16 protein-coding genes, 1 other RNA gene, 1 pseudogene and 1 other annotated feature are annotated in these 19,231 nt (G+C 33.8%); all 18 genes and pseudogenes read right to left on the reverse strand.

What is annotated here, in order from left to right:
• Position 1: 1 nt before the first annotated feature.
• The 18 genes and pseudogenes from ord to scfB all read right to left on the reverse strand — a co-directional run bounded on the left by ord (position 2) and on the right by scfB (position 19,195).
• Positions 2-1,042 carry a 2,4-diaminopentanoate dehydrogenase gene (gene ord, locus M663_RS0106165; RefSeq protein WP_029688314.1) on the reverse strand — a complete coding sequence of 347 codons (1,041 nt, stop codon included), beginning with the start codon at positions 1,040-1,042 and terminating at the stop codon, positions 2-4.
• 235 nt (positions 1,043-1,277) lie between these two features.
• Positions 1,278-1,589, reverse strand: coding sequence for a thioredoxin (gene trxA / locus M663_RS0106170; RefSeq protein ID WP_028986148.1), 312 nt, complete (start codon positions 1,587-1,589; stop codon positions 1,278-1,280).
• A gap of 42 nt (positions 1,590-1,631) precedes the next feature.
• Positions 1,632-1,949, reverse strand: a pseudogene (gene trxA / locus M663_RS0106175) (thioredoxin); the annotation flags it as partial.
• A 102-nt stretch (positions 1,950-2,051) separates the two neighbouring features.
• Entirely contained in the window at positions 2,052-2,318 is a 267-nt protein-coding gene (locus M663_RS0106180; protein ID WP_003869782.1) for a metal-sensitive transcriptional regulator, read from the reverse strand.
• 76 nt (positions 2,319-2,394) lie between these two features.
• Positions 2,395-3,105, reverse strand: coding sequence for a tRNA threonylcarbamoyladenosine dehydratase (locus M663_RS0106185; RefSeq protein WP_004396521.1), 711 nt, complete (start codon positions 3,103-3,105; stop codon positions 2,395-2,397).
• A gap of 17 nt (positions 3,106-3,122) precedes the next feature.
• A non-coding RNA gene (gene ssrS, locus M663_RS15320) (6S RNA) lies at positions 3,123-3,305 on the reverse strand.
• Positions 3,306-3,371: 66 nt separating this feature from the next.
• Positions 3,372-5,150: an aspartate--tRNA ligase gene (gene aspS, locus M663_RS0106190; RefSeq protein WP_003869780.1), complete on the reverse strand. Its 1,779-nt coding sequence runs from the start codon at positions 5,148-5,150 to the stop codon at positions 3,372-3,374.
• Positions 5,151-5,164: 14 nt separating this feature from the next.
• A complete protein-coding gene (gene hisS / locus M663_RS0106195; RefSeq protein WP_029688315.1) occupies positions 5,165-6,421 on the reverse strand; it encodes a histidine--tRNA ligase in 1,257 nt (418 codons plus the stop codon).
• A gap of 66 nt (positions 6,422-6,487) precedes the next feature.
• Positions 6,488-6,689, reverse strand: a binding site (T-box leader).
• A 352-nt stretch (positions 6,690-7,041) separates the two neighbouring features.
• Positions 7,042-7,674, reverse strand: coding sequence for an MBL fold metallo-hydrolase (locus M663_RS0106210; protein ID WP_003868855.1), 633 nt, complete (start codon positions 7,672-7,674; stop codon positions 7,042-7,044).
• A gap of 10 nt (positions 7,675-7,684) precedes the next feature.
• A complete protein-coding gene (gene dtd / locus M663_RS0106215; RefSeq protein WP_029688317.1) occupies positions 7,685-8,134 on the reverse strand; it encodes a D-aminoacyl-tRNA deacylase in 450 nt (149 codons plus the stop codon).
• 11 nt (positions 8,135-8,145) lie between these two features.
• Positions 8,146-10,305, reverse strand: a complete 2,160-nt coding sequence (locus M663_RS0106220) for a bifunctional (p)ppGpp synthetase/guanosine-3',5'-bis(diphosphate) 3'-pyrophosphohydrolase (protein ID WP_029688318.1) — start codon at positions 10,303-10,305, stop codon at positions 8,146-8,148.
• A gap of 46 nt (positions 10,306-10,351) precedes the next feature.
• A complete protein-coding gene (locus M663_RS0106225) occupies positions 10,352-10,873 on the reverse strand; it encodes an adenine phosphoribosyltransferase (RefSeq protein WP_029688319.1) in 522 nt (173 codons plus the stop codon).
• Between the two features lie 13 nt (positions 10,874-10,886).
• Positions 10,887-13,334, reverse strand: a complete 2,448-nt coding sequence (gene recJ, locus M663_RS0106230; protein ID WP_029688320.1) for a single-stranded-DNA-specific exonuclease RecJ — start codon at positions 13,332-13,334, stop codon at positions 10,887-10,889.
• 8 nt (positions 13,335-13,342) lie between these two features.
• The gene (gene ubiB, locus M663_RS0106235; RefSeq protein ID WP_009052295.1) at positions 13,343-15,010 is read right to left on the reverse strand and encodes a 2-polyprenylphenol 6-hydroxylase; all 1,668 of its coding nucleotides are present in this window, start codon (positions 15,008-15,010) and stop codon (positions 13,343-13,345) included.
• Positions 15,011-15,092: 82 nt separating this feature from the next.
• Complete coding sequence (gene secF / locus M663_RS0106240; RefSeq protein WP_029688321.1) at positions 15,093-16,004, reverse strand: protein translocase subunit SecF; 912 nt, start codon at positions 16,002-16,004, stop codon at positions 15,093-15,095.
• Between the two features lie 12 nt (positions 16,005-16,016).
• Positions 16,017-17,252: a protein translocase subunit SecD gene (secD, locus tag M663_RS0106245; RefSeq protein ID WP_029688322.1), complete on the reverse strand. Its 1,236-nt coding sequence runs from the start codon at positions 17,250-17,252 to the stop codon at positions 16,017-16,019.
• Positions 17,253-17,271: 19 nt separating this feature from the next.
• Entirely contained in the window at positions 17,272-17,829 is a 558-nt protein-coding gene (locus M663_RS0106250) for a gamma carbonic anhydrase family protein (protein WP_003868512.1), read from the reverse strand.
• Positions 17,810-19,195 carry a thioether cross-link-forming SCIFF peptide maturase gene (gene scfB, locus M663_RS0106255; RefSeq protein ID WP_009052294.1) on the reverse strand — a complete coding sequence of 462 codons (1,386 nt, stop codon included), beginning with the start codon at positions 19,193-19,195 and terminating at the stop codon, positions 17,810-17,812. The genes M663_RS0106250 and scfB overlap by 20 nt, the downstream gene beginning before the upstream one ends.
• Positions 19,196-19,231: the final 36 nt, after the last annotated feature.

Consider the following 19,231-nt stretch of genomic DNA (forward strand, 5'->3'; position numbering starts at 1 on the left):
TTTATCTCCTCCTGATCATATCTCTTGCATCGCCCATAATAGCTCTAGGTACAGGCAAATCCAGCATAGTAACAAGACCTGGCTGCGCATTTATGACATGAGGTATCATATTGACACAAAGAGCAATAGTACCTAGACCTCCAGGTATCTCAGGCTTTATAGACAACTTTATATTTGGAGTTCCTTTAATCTCAATATAGTCTCCAGTCTCTACTCCTTCTTTTTGAGGTAATATCTGTTGCGGATGTTCCAATTCTATTTTTACCTCTCCATCTACCTTTCCATACCCTATTTGGCGACATCCAGCAACGTAACCCGGCTCAACTCTTGCATAAGGGGTCTCTCTATAAGTTTTAGAAACTATAGGCTCTCTTGTCTGCTCAATACCTGAAAGTTTCCACCCTAAAGCATCACAAATCATCGAAATAGACTCAGGAAATCCTATATGCCCTGCAACAGTCCCGTTTTTTACGCCTTCTTCAAATTCCTCAGGAGTGAGGCCCACCCCTTGTTCTTCCATAACAGCTTTTCCAAAAGGAGATAAGTCATTAATTCTTGCTGCTTTAATGGAATCAACATCTACGCAAACTCCCGTCAGTGCAATGATTAAATAGTCTAATACAAATCCCGGATTTATTCCTGTACCTAAGACAGATACGCCATTTTCTCTTGCAAGTCTGTCAATTTCTTTGGCTAATTCTAGATGTTGTGCAGAAGGATACGCCATCTCCTCAGCAGTTGTAATGACATTGATGCCATTTTCTACCGCCAATTTAATGAGCGGGAAAACCTTTTCTACATAGGAGGATGTAACAATAACCGCTATATCAGCACTTCCTTTTTTTATAATATCTTGAGGTTCAGAAGTGATGTAAACAGGTTTAGAATTTGTCCCTAAAATTTCATTCAAATCCTTTCCTCTTTTATTTGGATCTGTATCAATTGCTCCAACTATTTCCATTCCTTTTTTAAAAAGTATCATCTTAGCAATACCACTTCCCATTGCACCAAGTCCCCATACAACCACTTTTATGTTTTCCATTCTATCACCTCTAAGAATTTTCTCTATATCTATATTGTATACATTTACTTAAGCTAAATAAAAGCTTTCCCATTCCTTAAAAACCGAAGAAAACCCAATATTAAATTGGGTTTCCTTCGGTTTGCGAGAGTATGCCTTAGTATGTTTCGATTTTCTTAATTTTTTGGAAAATTAAACAATTCTTTTCATATTTATTCAAGGAATAAAATTAAAAATCCTGCATAATGCAGGATTTTTAATTGTTTAAATGCTTTTCTATAAACTTTACAAAGTCTGCTTTAGGTCTTGCTCCTATTATTTTATCTACCATCTTGCCATTTTTGAAAAGTCCTATTGTAGGTATGCTCATTATTCTAAATTGCATTGCCAGCTCATTTTCTTCGTCTACATTAACTTTTCCTACTTTAATCTTTCCTTTATACTCTTTTGCTAGTTCATCTATTATGGGAGCAACTAATCTACAAGGTGCACACCATTCAGCCCAAAAGTCTATCAATACTGGTACATCAGAGTTTACAACTTCTTCTTCGAAATTATCGTATGTAATTTCTACCTCGTCAGATTCTTCTGATTGTGTAGCACCACCATTGAGATGTTTTTCTATAAACTTTACAAAGTCTGCTTTAGGTCTTGCTCCTATTATCTTATCTACCATTTTACCATTTTTGAAAAGCCCAATTGTTGGTATACTCATTATTCTAAATTTCATCGCCAATTCATTTTCTTCATCAACATTAATTTTACCTACTTTGATTTTTCCTTCATATTCTTTCGCCAATTCGTCAATTATTGGAGCCACCATTCTACAAGGCATACACCACTCAGCCCAAAAGTCTATTAAGACTGGTACATCTGAATTTACAACTTCTTGTTCAAAATTTTCAAGTGTAATAACTAATTCTGCCATAAAACCACTCCTATACTTTTATTTCAATTTTATTTTTATACAAAGCAATTGCTTTATACATTTATTATAAAACAAATTGCTCACAAAACCTAACTTTTAAAATCACTTCATAAATTTTATAAATGTCTCAACTAGTTCATCTATCATGTCATCTTGCTTTTCAGTACACATTGCTCCCTTTACACAGCTAGTAGTATAGCTTTTAAGAAGAATTTTGCCAACGCTGTTTATTGCAGACCTAACAGCAGCCACTTGTACCAGTACATCTACACAATAGGCGTCATTTTCAATCATTTTTTGTATGCCTTTTACTTGTCCTTCAATTTTTCTTAATCTTCTCAACAAATCCTCTTTGCTATCTTGGTACATATTATACCTCCCAACCCCATTGGGGTATCCAATGAATAGTATAAAAGTTTTTCACAGATATGTCAATAGCTTTTTGTTATTTTTTTAATAAATCCTTTACTACCTCTGCCGCTAAAATTAAGCCTGCTACAGAGGGAACAAAAGAAATACTGCCGGGTACCGATTTTGAAGAAGTTACAGTTTCCTCGCTTTGATAGAAATTTTTTAAAGGCTCTTCTTTAGAGTATACCACTTTTAAAGATTTAATACCTCTTTTTTTAAGTTCTCTTCTAACTATTTTTGCCAGAGGGCATACACTTGTCTTGTATATATCCGTTACTTCAAATTTTGTAGGGTCTAATTTATTTCCTGCCCCCATACTGCTTACTATAGGAATATTTAACGAAATGCATTTTTCTATCAAATCTATTTTAGAAGGTACTCTGTCAATTGCATCAATCACATAGTCATACTCTTTAGACAAAAGCCTATCGCTATTTTCGCTAGAGTAAAACTCTTTAAAAATAATAACCTGGGCTTGAGGATTTATTTCCAATATCCTATCTTTCATCACTTCTACCTTTGGCTTGCCTATTGTATGAGTAGTAGCATGTATCTGTCTATTTATATTTGTGACACACACGTTGTCCCCGTCTATCAAAACCAATTTACCAACTCCTGCTCTTACTAAAGCTTCAACAGCAAAAGAGCCTACTCCTCCTATTCCAAAAACAGCAACAGTACTGTTTTTAAGTTTTAAAAGCCCTTCTTTCCCTATTAAAAGCTCTGTTCGTGAAAAAATGTCCACACTCTTCCCTCCATAAAAAAAACCCCATAGTGCCGTGCCTCCCGGTAGTTTTTGAACCCGGACTCACAAAGTGGGTGCCCTCTTGGCAGCTTCATATTTCCGTTCGAAGACGGCCTATATTCCACTGCCAAAGCCCAGGCTCCCTTATTATTGGTGTTGGCTCAAACTTTCACCGGACCTCACGTACACCACAGGGCTTTTCAGCTTTATTCATCTTTCTATATAAATAATAGCACAAAAGCCTCTATTTTTCAACTGGTAAACGTTTATAGGTCTACCTTTATGTGCAATTCCTTTAACTGCTCTTCTGAAACCTCAGAAGGAGCATCTGTCATCAAGCACACTGCATTTTGAGTCTTTGGAAATGCAATTACATCCCTTATGGTGTCGCTTCCCGTTATAATCATTGCAAGCCTATCCAACCCATAAGCTATACCTCCATGGGGAGGAGCACCGTATTTGAAAGCCTCCATCAAAAATCCAAATCTTTCCCACGCTTTTTCTTCGCTAAATCCCAAAACTTTAAACATTCTTTTTTGAAGCTCAGTATCGTGTATCCTTATACTTCCTCCACCAATCTCTGTACCATTTAAAACTATGTCATAAGCCTTTGCCCTGACTTTTAAAGGTTCCTTTTCCAGTAGCTCTATATCTTCATCTTTAGGAGCAGTAAAAGGATGGTGCTTTGCTACATACCTTTTTTCTCCTTCGTCGTACTCTAAAAGTGGAAAATCTACTATCCAAACAAACTCATATTTATTCTCATCAATTAAATTAAATCTCTTGCCAAGCTCTAGCCTCAAATGAGCTAAAGTATCAAAAACTATTTCATCTTTGTCTGCCACAATTAGTAGCAAATCTCCGGCTTCTGCCTCAAGTCTTTCGAGTATTTTCTTCATTTCTTCTTCACTTAAAAATTTAGTAGCAGGAGATTTCACTTCCTTTTCAAAAACTTGTATCCACAAAAGTCCTTTAGCGCCATAAGTTTTTGCAAACTCTACCAGTTCGTCCAACTGTCTTCTTGGCATAGAAGCAGCACCTTTTACATTTATACCTCTGACAGACCCGTTGTTTTTTAAAGCATTCTTAAACACATTAAATTCTGATTGTGCCACTATATCAGATAAATCCTTAAGTTCCATTCCAAACCTCAAGTCTGGTTTATCTGTCCCAAATCTTTCCATAGATTCTTGATAAGATAATCTTTTAAAAGGAATTGGTACATCAATGCCTAAAGTCTCTTTAAATATCTCTGCAATCATTTTTTCGTTAATTTTCAAAACATCTTCTACTTCTACAAAAGACATTTCTATATCTATTTGTGTAAACTCTGGTTGCCTATCTGCTCTTAAATCCTCATCTCTTAAACATTTGGCTATTTGGTAATACTTGTCAAATCCAGAAATCATAAGAAGTTGTTTGAATATTTGAGGAGATTGAGGCAAAGCATAAAATTTTCCTGGATAAATTCTACTCGGTACAAGATAGTCCCTTGCCCCTTCTGGAGTACTTTTAATTAAAAGAGGAGTTTCTATTTCTATAAAACCATTTCTGTTTAAAAAATCGCGGACAACTTTAGTTATTTTAAACCGAGTCATCAAATTTTGCTGCATTGAAGGCCTTCTCAAATCTAAGTATCTGTATTTCAACCTTATAGCTTCTGATACATTGCTCCTATCCTCTATTGGAAAAGGCGGAGTCTCTGATTTGCTTAAAATTTTTAAAGTATTAGCATATATTTCAATTTCTCCTGTAGAAATTTTAGGATTTACATTTTCCGGAGCCCTTTTTACCACTTTTCCCTCTATTGCCAGTACATATTCACTTCTTACGCTTTGCACTTTTTCAAAGGCTTCAGAAGAAACCTCATTGCTAAAAACCACCTGCACAATGCCTGTTCTATCTCTTAAATCTATAAATACTAATCCTCCATGGTCTCTTCTCCTTTGCACCCATCCCATTACTACAACTGACTTATCTACGTCTTCAACTGTCAATTCTCCACACATGTGAGTTCTTTTAAGGCCATTTAATTGTTCTCCCATTTAACTCCCTCCGTTTATATATTTTTTATCCTTTGTTCTATCTCATCAATGGATATTTCTACTTCGCTTCCAACACTCATATCCTTTAATTTAACTTTGTTTTCCTTCATCTCTTCTTCTCCTATTACAATAGCAAATTTCGCATTAAGCTTATTGGCATACTTCATTTGAGCTTTTAAGCTTCTATCCATATTGTCTCTTTCTACTTTTAATCCATTAAATCGCAACTTATTTGCGAGAGCAAAAGTAAATAATTTTGCTTCTTCCCCAACATAAGCTATAAACAAGTCTACACCTTCAGGTTTAGGAATCTCAATGCCATTTTGCTCTAATGTAATAAGGAGCCTCTCTAACCCCATTCCAAAACCTACTCCCGGCATAGAAGGCCCTCCGCATTCTTCTATAAGACCATCATACCTTCCTCCACCGCATACAGTCCCCTGAGCTCCGATGTCTTTTGAAATTATTTCAAAAGCAGTTTTGGTATAATAATCAAGTCCTCTCACAATTCTGGGATCAATTATATAATCATAGCCCATTATATCTAAATATTTTTGTAGCTCTTCAAAATGACTTTTGCAATCATCACACAAATAATCTGTAATGAGAGGGGCATCTTTGGTTATCCTCTGACAACTTTCTACTTTGCAATCCAACACCCTCAAAGGATTTATCTCATATCTGACTTTACAGTCGTCACACAAATACTCCAAATTGTTCTTCAAAAACTCTTTAAGCACTTTATTATAATTTTTTCTACAAACAGGACATCCTACACTATTTATTCTAAGCTCCAAATTATTAAGCCCCAATTTTTTTAAAAGTGTCATAGCAACACTTATAACTTCTGCATCTGCAGAGGCGCTTTTAGCACCAAATATTTCGACTCCAAATTGGTGATGTTCTCTTAGCCTTCCCGATTGAGGCCTTTCATATCTGTAAACAGGAGTTATATAATACAATTTAGTAGGTTGCGTCTCTGCATACAAATTGTGCTCTATAAATGCTCTTACAGCTGGAGAAGTACCTTCAGGCTTCAGAGTAATGCTTCGCCCTCCCTTATCCGTAAAAGTATACATCTCTTTTCTCACAATGTCAGTCGATTCCCCTACTCCTCTTAAAAACAACTCAGTATGTTCAAAGCCAGGCGTTCTTATCTCTTTAAAACCGTAAACATCACATATCTCCCTTATGAGTCCTTCTATATATTGCCATTTATATGATTCTGAAGGAAGAACATCCTTCGTACCTCTTGGCGCTTTTGTAAGCATTTCACCAACTCCTTTTACATTTTGTAAAAACTTTATACATTTAAAAACCCCTCGTCTGCAACAATTTGCAGGGACGAGAGGTTAAATCCCGTGGTGCCACCCTGATTTGGACTCATTCCCTTAACGCAGGTTCACGGACACAGCCTACCTTATCGACTGGTCTGCTCACAGGTGTCTTTCGCAATAGCATAAGTATGAAGATACTCTCAATCACGGTATCTTCTCCCTGTATACCTGCTATTGCTACTCTCCTGGTCATCGCATTTATCCTTCATTTTATTTGATATTATACATTATACTATTACTAACTGTCAATCACAATTATCTTTTACATTTTTATTGCTAATTGGGCATTGTTCTACAATGTCTTTTTTTATATTTTCCTAATATTCCACCAACTATTGACAAAACAATTTCGAACTTTGATTTAGAAGATAGAAGAAAAATACATATTTCTTTAACAAAAAAAGGAGAAAATATTTATAAACATTTGGTAGACTTTAGAATGAAAGTCTTACAGCCAATTTTTGAAAAACTCTCTCCCCAAGAAATAGAAACATTAAAAAGCATATTGCAAAAAATTAAAGAAGAACTATAATTTTGAAGGTCCTCTTGCTTTTTCACTCCATCAAATCCCTCAAAAACAGATTAAGTCTCTTTTCTTTGCCAATAGTTGAAGAGTCCCCATGACCGGGGTATATTGTAACATCATTTCCTAAAACTAAAAGCTTATTTTTTATAGAGTCCCTTAAAGTAGAAAAATCTCCTCCAGGAAAATCGTGTCTTCCTATTGAGCCTTTAAAAAGAGTATCTCCTGTAAAACAGACGTTATCAATTTTAAAACACACTCCGCCCTTTGTGTGTCCTGGAGTGTGTAGGATTTCTACTTTGTATTTTCCAAAATATAGAGTATCACCGTCACTTAATAAAATATCTGCAGGATTGCATAGTATTTTTTTATAGACCATTTCAGATAAGTTTAAACTAGGGTCTAAAAGCATAGGAGCGTCTTCTTTTGAAATGGCAACTCTTGCTTGAGTTAGTTTTTTCAGCTCTTCTACTCCACCTATGTGATCAAAATGCCCATGTGTGAGTAAAATATATTTTACATTTAAATTGTTAGTAACAATATAATCTTGTATTTCAGATGAATATTCCCCTGGGTCTATTACAATTGCTTCCCTCTCTTCTTCGTCAGAAACAATATAGCAATTGGCTCCATAAAGTCCTACCACATACCTTTGTATTTTCATAAACTCACTCCTAAAATATTTTTTTAGAATCAATAAGTATAGTAACAGGCCCGTCATTTTCAATTAATACTTTCATCATGGCCTGAAATTTACCTGTTTTGACACTCACACCTCTTTTTTCAATCTCATTTACTAATAAATTAAAATACTTCAAAGCCTCTTCCGGCTTTTGAGCCATCATAAAATTAGGCCTTCTGCCTTTTCTCACATCTCCCAGCAAAGTAAATTGAGAGACGAGCAAAACTTCTCCTCCTATATCCAAAAGCGACAAATTCATTTTTCCTTCTTCATCCTCAAAAACACGTAAATTTACTATTTTATCCGCCATGTACATTACGTCATTTTCATTATCATCAACAGATATGCCAACCAAAACAACAAATCCTTTCCCTATTGAACTTATTACTTCTCCATCTACACTTACTTCTCCGCGAGTCACTCTTTGAACAACAGCTCTCAAAAAAATCACCTCTATGCACTTAATCGGTAAACATCCATTACTCCTTCCAAAGCTTTTAACTTATTCATAACTTTTTCCAGTTGCTCTTTTGAAATAATCTCTAAAGTTAAATTTATAATTGCAATATTGTCTTTTGTTGTTCTAGCATTGACAGCTTTTACAGCAATTTTTACATCTGCAAGAACACTAGTAACCTCTGTCAAAAGTCCAAATCTATCACTAGCCATAATCTGTATATCAGCTTGATAAGCGATATTTCTACCCTGATCCCACTCTACTTCTACAATTTTGTTCCTATCAAAAAGATATTCTTTTATATTGGGACAATCTTTTCTGTGAATAGAAATACCTCTTCCTTTAGTTACATAACCTATTATTTCATCACCCGGGACGGGAGAACAACATTTTGCAAACCTCACCATTACATTGTCTACACCTTTTACAATTACCCCCATTCCACCTGTTTTCTCTTTTTTCTTCCCAGCTTTATCAAGTGGAACGGACTTTAAACCTATTTCTTTTTGAGATTTTTTGATTTCCTCTTTTATTCTCGGTATTACTTGATTTAAAGTTAAGCCACCATAACCAATTGTTGCATATAAATCCTCTATTGTGTGAATGTTGAGTTTTTTAAGCACTTCCTCCCATATCTCACTTTTTATCATAGCAGGTTGTATTCCATGACGCCTGAGGTCTCTTTCTAACATTTCCTCGCCGCGAGCGATATTTTCTTCTCTTTTTTCTTTTTTAAACCACTGTCTGATTTTGTTTCTCGCTTGAGAACTTTTGACAATTTGCAACCAGTCTCTGCTTGGACCTCTGTCTTTATTTGGACTTACTAATATCTCAACAATATCACCGTTTTTCAATTGATAATTTATAGGGACTATTTTACCGTTTACTTTAGCACCATTTAATCGATGACCTATTTCAGTGTGTATGCTGTACGCAAAGTCAATAGGAGTAGACCCCGCTGGAAGATTTATGACATCCCCTTTAGGAGTAAAGACAAAAACCTCATCTGTAAAAAGATCAATTTTTAATGTTTCCATAAACTCTTTTGCATCTTTTAACTCTTTCTGCCATTCTAAAAGCTGCCTAAGCCAAGAAAGCTTTTGGTCAAATTCGTCTTCTGTAGTCTTACCCTCTTTATATTTCCAATGGGCTGCAATACCGTATTCTGCCGTTTTGTGCATCTCCCATGTTCTTATTTGTATTTCAAAAGGTTCTCCTTTAGGACCTATTACTGTAGTATGAAGGGATTGATACATATTAGGTTTTGGCATAGCGATATAATCTTTAAATCTTCCAGGAATTGGCTTCCATAAAGTATGCACAATTCCTAATACGCCGTAACAGTCTTTTACGGTGTTAACAATTATCCTCACTGCTAACAAATCGTAAATTTGTTCAAAGGTTTTATTTTGCGTTTTCATCTTTTTGTAGATACTGTAAAAATGTTTAGGTCTACCATCTACTTCTGCTTGTATCCCCATTTCTTTTAATTTCTCTTTAATTGTAGTTATGATATTTTGTATAAACTCTTCTCTTTCTTTTCTTTTGGCAGCAACCTTTTCTACGAGGTCATAATACTCCTCCGGATGCAAATATCTCAAGCACAAGTCTTCTAATTCCCATTTTATCTTAGATATTCCTAAGCGATGAGCAATAGGGGCATAAATCTCTAAAGTCTCTTCCGCTTTTTCTTTTTGTTTGTCAAGAGGTAAATATTTGAGAGTTCTCATGTTGTGAAGCCTGTCAGCTAATTTTATAAGTATGACTCTTATGTCTTTTGCCATTGCTATAAGCATTTTTCTCATGTTTTCAGCTTGTTGCTCTACTTTACTTTTATATTCTATTTTACCAAGTTTTGTAACTCCATCAACTAAATCAGCAATTTCTTTACCAAAATATTCCAGTAACTGCCCATAAGTCACATCTGTGTCTTCTATTACATCATGTAAAAGGCCTGCTGCAATAGTGGTAATATCTAACTCTAGTTCGGCCAAAATATATGCAACTTCTATGGGATGAATAATATATGGCTCTCCTGAGTTTCTTATCTGGCCGTCATGAGCATTTACAGCAAAGTCATAAGCTTTGTATATTAAACCTAAATTTGCATCATCACCCATATATTTTTTTATCCTATTTATCACTTTGTCCAACATATTTACCACACCTTATAATTAAAGTGGCTTAAAGCCACTTAATAGATTAAAACTTTATTAATGAAATTATATCATATCCGTCAAGTTTTTTTCTACCATCTAAAAAAGTCAATTCACTCAAGAAAATAATAGAGTCTACTATTCCACCCAATTTTTCAACAAGTTTTGCAGAAGCGTAAATTGTGCCTCCTGTCGCCAATAAATCGTCGACTATCACTACTCTTTGTCCCTCTAAAACAGCATCTTTGTGTATTTCAAGAGAATCTATCCCATATTCCAGTTCATACTCATAGCTTAAAGTTTCAGCAGGTAATTTTCCAGGTTTCCTGACAGGGACAAATCCTACTCCCAATCTATAAGCTAGTGGGGCTCCAAACAAAAATCCTCTTGCTTCTGGCGCTGCAATAAGGTCAAATTTTCTACCCTCTAAAGCCTTAGCCAGCATTTCTATGGAATAATTGAAAGCTTGCGCATCTTTTAAAACAGGTGTAATATCTTTAAATTTTATTCCTTTTTTAGGGAAGTCAGGTATTTCTCTAATCATCATTTTGATTTCTTCCAGCGTCATTACAAAAACCTCCTTAAATTTTCTGGCTGACAATGAACTTGGCAAATTCAATAAACTCTTTTTTAGCTGAGAGTATCTGTTGCATTATTCGAGCTTGTTCAATATTAACCTTTTGTGACACAGAATTTTTGCTTAACATAAAAATATTATCACGTTCTTTTACATTTATCAATCCTATTTCTTTCATTGCTTTTATGCAAAATGAAAATTTTATTGGATTTAAATTCAGTTGTGGATGCAAATGTTCTTTAAATAAAATGTTGTTTCCTTCTTCTATAAATTTGTAAAGTTTAATAAAGTCCTTCCTTTGAGGAAAAATTTCGTCAAAGGATTTTAAGTTATAATATATATCTGCTTCTTTAAAAACTAAATGAATCCTCTTTCCTTGTGAATGAGAAAGAATGTGGTAAAAGATTTCTTTTTTAAAGGGTATATCATAAATAATTATATCATCGTAGTATTTTAATGGTTTTAAAGAATTTGGGAAAAATAGTATACCATTTTCTTTTTTACAATCCACATTGCATAAAGAAAAATCCAAAAACTTTTCTTTTTTGAGATATCTAAGTAATGACCTAAGTTCTACAACTGTATTTACTATGACAACCGTTTTGCCTTCTCTTTTAAAAAGTTTTAGCACATATTCCCACTTGTTATTAATTCCTCTTTGGTCAATTATATAATCAACTTTTTTGTCTATCTCTTTTTTCTCGGGCTGATACTCTACCATGATTTTGCTCAAGTTTTTATAATAGGAAAACAAAGGTAACTTAATTCTTAAATCTTTTACATTTATCATTACTGACTCTATACCATTCCAGCTGTTTATTTCAATGCTTCCCACAACATCTATTATATCTCCTATTTTTACATCGTTTCCCTGGTCTGATACATCAAATAACATAAGCTCATACACAAACTTGTCTTTTTGGACGATGATTTTTTTGTATTTTCCACCATTTAAGTCAAATACTTTTGTAACTGTCAAACCCTCAAATAAAAAATTAGGCCGAGGATTATTGCTGCCAAAAGGTTTAAACCTTTGAACTTGTTTAGCTATTTCTATATCTATCTTTTCATTTTTAACCTTTGCATCTATTCTTAAACTTGGAATTAAATCAAGATCACTAAGCACCGTATCAGCGTATTCATTTATCTTAGTTTTAAAAATCTCCAAATTGTTTTTTTCAATATTTATTCCAGCAGCCATTTCATGACCGCCATATTTTATCAAATAATCTTTACAGTATTCTAATGCTTTATACAAATTAAAGCCTTCTATGCTTCGCCCTGAACCTTTTCCTTCCCCTTCTCCTAAACTTATAAGTATAGAAGGTCTATGAAACCTTTCTGTTATCCGGGATGCCACAATTCCAATAACACCTGGATGCCAATTTTTATCCCACAGTACAATTACTTTTTCCTTATTTAAATCAACCGTCTCTTTTATTTTTTTGATTGCTTCCTGAAGTATTTGATTTTCTATTTGTTGCCTATTTAAATTTTCTTGATTTAAATATTCTGCTATCTCTTCTACTTCTTTTTCATCTTGGCTTATCAATAACCTCACAGCCGCTTCTGCACTTCTTAATCGCCCTGCAGCATTGAGGCGAGGAGCTAATATAAATCCCACATGATATTCATCAATTTCACTATTTTGCAATCCAGAAGCTTTTATGAGGGCTTTTAAACCTATATTTTGTGTTTCATTTAGTCTTTTTAGTCCTTCTTTTACAATTATTCTATTTTCTCCTAATAAAGGGACAATATCTGCAATAGTTCCTATTGAAACAATATCTAAAAGTTCATAAGCTTCTTCTCCAATAAGAGCTTGTGACAGTTTAAAAGCAACCCCTACCCCTGCCAGGTCACAAAAAGGATATTCAATATCAGGCAAATGGGGATTTATCACCACATCTGCTTGTGGTATCTCCTTAGGGATACTGTGGTGGTCAGTTATTATCACGTCTATTCCTAAAAATTGGGCTTTTTCCACTTCCTTAACAGAGGTTATACCGCAATCTACACTAATTATAAGTTTTGTTCCTCTCTGTGCAATTTTGTCTATTGCTTCTTCATTTATACCATATCCTTCAACTAATCTTTCCGGTATATAATAATCCACTTTTGCTCCTAATTTTTTTAAGGTTAAATATAAAACAGAGGTGGCAGTAATTCCATCTACATCGTAATCACCGTAAATGGTGATTAGGTCCTTCAAGGCGATATGTTGTTGTATCAATTCTTTTGCCTCTTTTATCCCCCTCAGGAGATAAGGAGAATACAAATCTTTTAAATCAGGATTTAAAAAATTCTTAACTTCTTGGGCATTTAATTTTGATGAAAGTATATCAGCAATTATTTTGTGTAACCCGTATTCTCTTTGTATTTCTTGAGTAAGTTGAAGATTTGGATTTTCCTTCAAAATCCACCTGTAAATTTTGGACATCAAATCACCCACAAATTCTCCTATTTTTTTCTCCTCTCAATTATAAAGATTCGATAAAAGACCCATAAGCACAGAAGTAAAGCAACCACATAGCCAAAAAGCCCCAATGCATTGTAGCCGAAAATTTTATATCCCCCTTGAAATGTCAAAACCAATGAAGAAGCTACAATTAATGCTGATGCTATGATACTTATAATAACTTTATTCACCATAATATTTAAGTCATAGCGTAAGCTTTCACTTTCATCAAGGTTTATTCTAACTTTTATATCGTCTTTTATAAGCTTTGTCATTATACTTTGGATTTTGGAAGGAAGTTTTCTCAATACTATTATTGCCTTATGTAAATCTTTCGAGTTTTCTTTTAATATTTTAGTTAAACTGATGTTTCTCAAATATACCTCTTTTATAAAATCTTTTGCTACACTAGAAATGCTAAAATCGGGATCTAAGCTTCTGCCTACACCTTCTACTGTAGCTAAGGACTTGAGAAGTAAAGTAAACCCTGGAGGTAAAATCAGCTTATGCTTATAAACAGTTGACATTATTTTCCTCATTGAATCATTCACACTGATATTTTTTAGAGGAGTATTGTAAAAATAATTTATTATATGGCTCAAATCAGACTTAAGAGTTCTAAGGTTAGTATCAGGCCTTATGGCACCCATGTCCGACAAAACTTCTATTACTTCCTCAATATCATTCTCAGCAAAAGCTTTAAAAAGGTCAATTATCATTTCCCTTGAGGATTTATCAAGGTAGCCTACAATTCCAAAATCTATATATGAAATTTTGCCATCATTTGTAATTAAGATATTGCCAGGATGGGGATCTCCGTGGAAAAGACCAAATTCATAAACTTGTAAAAATATAGCCCATGCTCCCTCTCTTGCAATTTTCTTTAAATCAAAGCCTTTTTTAACAAGTAAATCTCTATTTTTTACACTTATACCTTCTACGTACTCCATTGTAAGAACGCGCTTTGTAGTGTATCCCCAATATACTTTAGGTATGTAGATATAACTTTCCTTTTCAAAATTTTCTCTAAAGCGTTCGGCATTATTCCCTTCTTGTGTGTAATCCAATTCATTGAGAAGAGATTCGGCTAATTCATCAACAATTTCTACAAAATCCAAAGGAGCATCAACTATACGCTCATTCAAAATTTTAGCAATATTCTTTAGAATTATTATATCAGCATTTATCTTTTGGGATACTTCTGGACGCTGTACTTTAACAACGACATCTTTCCCTTCTTTAATTTTTGCCCTATAAACTTGTCCAATAGAAGCTGAAGCAATAGGAGTTTCATCAAAATAAATGAAAAAATCCGATATTTTGCCTTTTAATTCACTTTCTAAAATATTCTTTATAGTTACAAAGTCTTCTGGTTCTACATCATCTTGAAGTTTAGCAAGTTCCAATAAAATATCATGGGGAATAAGGTCCCCTCTTGTACTTAAAAGCTGTCCCATTTTTATAAAAGTAGGACCTAATTCCTCTAATGTTTTCCGAATCCTCTCTCCTGCTCCCATGTAATCATGACTTTTCAGTATATGAAAAGGTATATGTCCACCTTTTAATAAAATATCAGAAATAAAACCAAAACCATTTTTAGTTAAAATCTTTAATATCTCTTTATATCTTCTGGTAATATTTTTATTTCTAAAAATAAAAGGCAAATTCATTTTTTCACCTCAATAAAAATCTAGTAGCATTATCTCTAAAAAGAGATATTATGCCACTAGATTTTTTGTATTTATTTAAAACTTAGGCTTTTATAGGTTTATTAGAGGTTTTTCTTCTCTTTTCTCTATTCTTAATTAATACCCAAAGAGGAGTAGAGATAAATATCGAAGAATATGTTCCCGAAATTATCCCAATAAGCAAAGGCAATGCGAAATCTTTCAATGCATTGGGTCCTAAGAAATACATTAAAACAAGGATAATCAACGTAGTCAAAGTTGTATTTATTGACCTTGTAAGAGTCTGATTTACACTAACATTTGCAATTTTTGCATAATCCGATCTTCTCATGATTTTTAAGTTATCCCTTATTCTGTCAAAAATTACGACAGTAGCATTCACAGAATAGCCAAATACAGTTAAAACTGCTGCTATAAAAGGAGCGTTAACTGTTATGTGAAAAATAGCATATATAGAAATTAATATAATCACATCGTGGAGTAAAGCAATAACTGCAGCCCCACTCATTTCAAATTCAAACCTAAATCCTAAATAGATAAACATTACAGCAGAAGCCAGCAATAGAGCACGTATCATTCCAAATTTTATTTCTGCGCCTAAAGAAGGTCCTACTTGTTGTGACATTATCAGATCGTTTTCCGTTAAATTATATTTTGACTCTATATCTTTTATTATAGAAAGTCGAGTTTCATTAGATATTGGGCTTGTCTTTATTGAAACAGTATCTCCCTTTGTGCCTATTTTCTGCACTTGAAAGTCTTTGACTTTATAATTGTTTAATATTTTTATGATGTCAGCAGTATCAAAAGATTTGCCAATTTGGAATTCCATTATTGTTCCACCAGTAAAATCTATACCCCAATTAAATCCATTTACAAACATTGCTATTACACCAATTAAGATTACAATTCCTGATATCGCAAACCAAATCTTAGTTTTACCAATGACGTCTATATGAAATCTGTGTTGATTCACTCAATTTCCCTCCTACGCTCCGTAAAATTTTATATTTCTTGTCAAATCCAAATCGACAAGTGCAAGCAACAAAAATCTCGTTACAGTTATAGCTGTAAACAAGCTGGATATGACACCTATTAGAAGTGTTAAAGCAAAACCTTTCACATTTCCAGAGCCCATGTAAAAAAGTATAATAGCACCGATAATAGTAGTCATATTAGCATCAAAAATGGCTCTGAAGGCCCTTGCAAAACCTGCCTCTAAAGCAGCTCTTATGCTTTTACCAGCCCATAGTTCTTCTTTAAATCTTTCAAAAATTAAAACATTAGCATCAACAGCCATACCAATTGACAATAGGAAGCCTGCAATCCCTGGTAAATCTAAGGTTATATTAAATAAAGCATAAATTATTAAATCTATCAATATATATATTAAAAGGGCTATATCTGCCATTACTCCTGGCAATCTATAAAAAACTGCCATAAATAGTAAAATAAGTAGTACACCATATATACCAGCTTCTACGCTAGCATTATAGGCACTAGGGCCTAAAGTTGCACCTACAGAACTATAGGCTATTGGTTTTAATGTAACAGGTAGAGAACCAGCTCTTATAAGAGTAGCTAATTCAGATGCTTCTTGAAAATCCTTCAAGCCTGTAATGACTGCATTTCCAGTAGTTATTACGTCATTTACTTTAGGAGCAGAAATTACCTTATCATCTAAAAGTATCGCAATAGGTTGTCCTAAAAATTTTTGTGTTGCTTCTGCAAATTTCTTTGTACCCTCTGCATCAAGTACAAGTGTAACTTCTGGTTGTTGCACACCTGTTTGACTCTGACCATATACTGCTTTAGAGTCTTTAACATTGGCACCAGTTAGTATTACTTGTCCATCTGGACCTACAAATTTTAATTGAGCAGTTTTACCTATTATTTCTATTGCTTTGTCAGGGTCTTTCATACCAGGTAATTCTACACGAATTCTATTTGAACCCTGTTGAGCTATCACAGGTTGTGTTACACCCAGGGCATCCACCCTGTTTTTTATAACCGCAATCGCTTTATCTATCGCGTCTTGTGTAACATCCCCCTGAGCTTCTAATAATACATAAACGCCACCTCTTAAATCTAGCCCTAATCTTATGTGCTTTTGCACAGGACTTATAGAGTAATTACCCACATTTATTCCAAAAAATGCTACATATGCAACTATTGCTGCAATAAGAACAACAGAAAAAAATTTGATAAAACCTCTACTTCTCATTCGAATCCTCCTTCATAATTCAACTATTTTCTATTATATTACTTTTATTGTAAACGGTCAATTTCCCAAAGTTGGAAAAATGTAATTTTGCTAATTCTACATAATGTTCATAGGAGCGATGAATATTTTCAATTTCCTCTTGAGTAAGTTTCCTTATAACTTTTGCAGGATTTCCAAAAGCAAGACTGCCCTCTGGAATCTTTTTACCTCCTGTTACCAATGAACCAGCTCCAATTATACAATTATCTCCTATCTCTGCATCATCTAATATAATCGTTCCCATACCTATTAGTACATTATTTCCTATCTTACAAGCATGAACTATCGCCCCATGTCCTATTGTACAGTAATTTCCTATATAACAAGGATGTCCTTCTGTAACATGTACAACGCAATTATCTTGTATGTTAGTTCCTTCTCCAACAACTATTTTATCTATATCTCCTCTCAGCACAGCCCCATACCATATATTTGCATCTTTTTTTATTTCTACATCTCCAATAACCTCTGCTGTTTCCGCTATATACGCCTCATCATCTATTTTGGGCTTCATACTTTTATATTCCTTTATTATCATTTTCCTCACCCTTTAGCATTTGATATGCTTTTATGGCAATCGCATTTTCAAAACGCCTTTTTTGCATTTCACAAGCCAGCTCGTAAGGTTTATTAATATCTCCATTTATGTTGTAGTTATTTGCAAAGCAACCTCCACTGCAATAGAACCTCGCCCAACATTTCGTACATTCTTCTTTTTTGTAAATATCGCTTTCCATAAATTTTTGCTGTAATTCTTTATTAGTTATACCTTCTTCAAGATTCCCTAATTTAAATTCCTCAATACCCACAAATTGATGGCAAGGATAAATATCCCCATCGGGAGTCACCGCTATATACTCAAAACCAGCACCACAGCCTTGAAGTCTTTTTTTAATGCAAGGCCCTCCTTCTAAATCTATTTTAAAATGATAAAAAGAAAAAGGCCTTCCTTCTTCGTATCTCTTTACATATTCTTCTGCTAATCTGTCATATTCATTTAAAATTCTCTCTAAATGCTCTTCCTTTAATGTATAGTCTTTATCTTCTTTTTCAACTACCGGCTCTACAGATATTTCATAAACTCCCAAATCAGCAATATGCAACACATCATTAGCAAAATCCAAATTTTTTGCTGTAAAAGTCCCTCTCACATAGTATTCTTTTTTCCCTCTTGATTCAACGAATTTTTTTATTTTTGGAACTATTGTATCATAACTTCCACTGCCGTCTACACGTATCCTCATGCTGTCATTTACTTCTTTTCTTCCATCCAAACTAAGTACCACATTAGAAAAATTTTCATTAAAATACTTTATTTTCTCATCATCCAGCAAAACCGCATTGGTTGTTATGGTAAATTTAATTACTTTTTTATTTTCTTTCGCCTTTTCTTTTCCATATTCTACTAACCGCTTGACTACCTCAAAATTTAAAAGGGGTTCACCGCCAAAAAAATCAACTTCAATGTTTCGCCTTTTCCCAGAACTTTTTATTAAAAAATCAATTGCTTTTTTGCCCGTCTCAAAATCCATCAACTTGCGGCTACCTTTAAAATCCCCAGTAGAAGCAAAACAATATTTGCACCTTAAATTGCAATCGTGAGCAACATTCAAACACATCGCTTTTATAACAGAATCATTTCTCGACACTGGAATATCTTTATATATATCTTCTGAAAATAATAACCCTTTTTCTTTTAATTCATCAATTTCTGCAATAGCTTCCAGTATATCTTCTTTTTTATATTTATGCTGAAGTAAATTTACAATTTCTTCTTTTGAGCGATTTTCATAAAAGTCCAAAATATCATAAATAATATCGTCTACCACATGGATAGAGCCACTTACCGGATCTACTACAATATTCATTCCCAGTCTTTTAAATTTATGCATTAGCTCTGACATTTTTTAACCTCCATTGCAAGTTTAAATGGCAGTAAT

Source organism: Thermoanaerobacter sp. A7A, assembly GCF_000445185.1.
GTDB lineage: Bacteria > Bacillota > Thermoanaerobacteria > Thermoanaerobacterales > Thermoanaerobacteraceae > Thermoanaerobacter.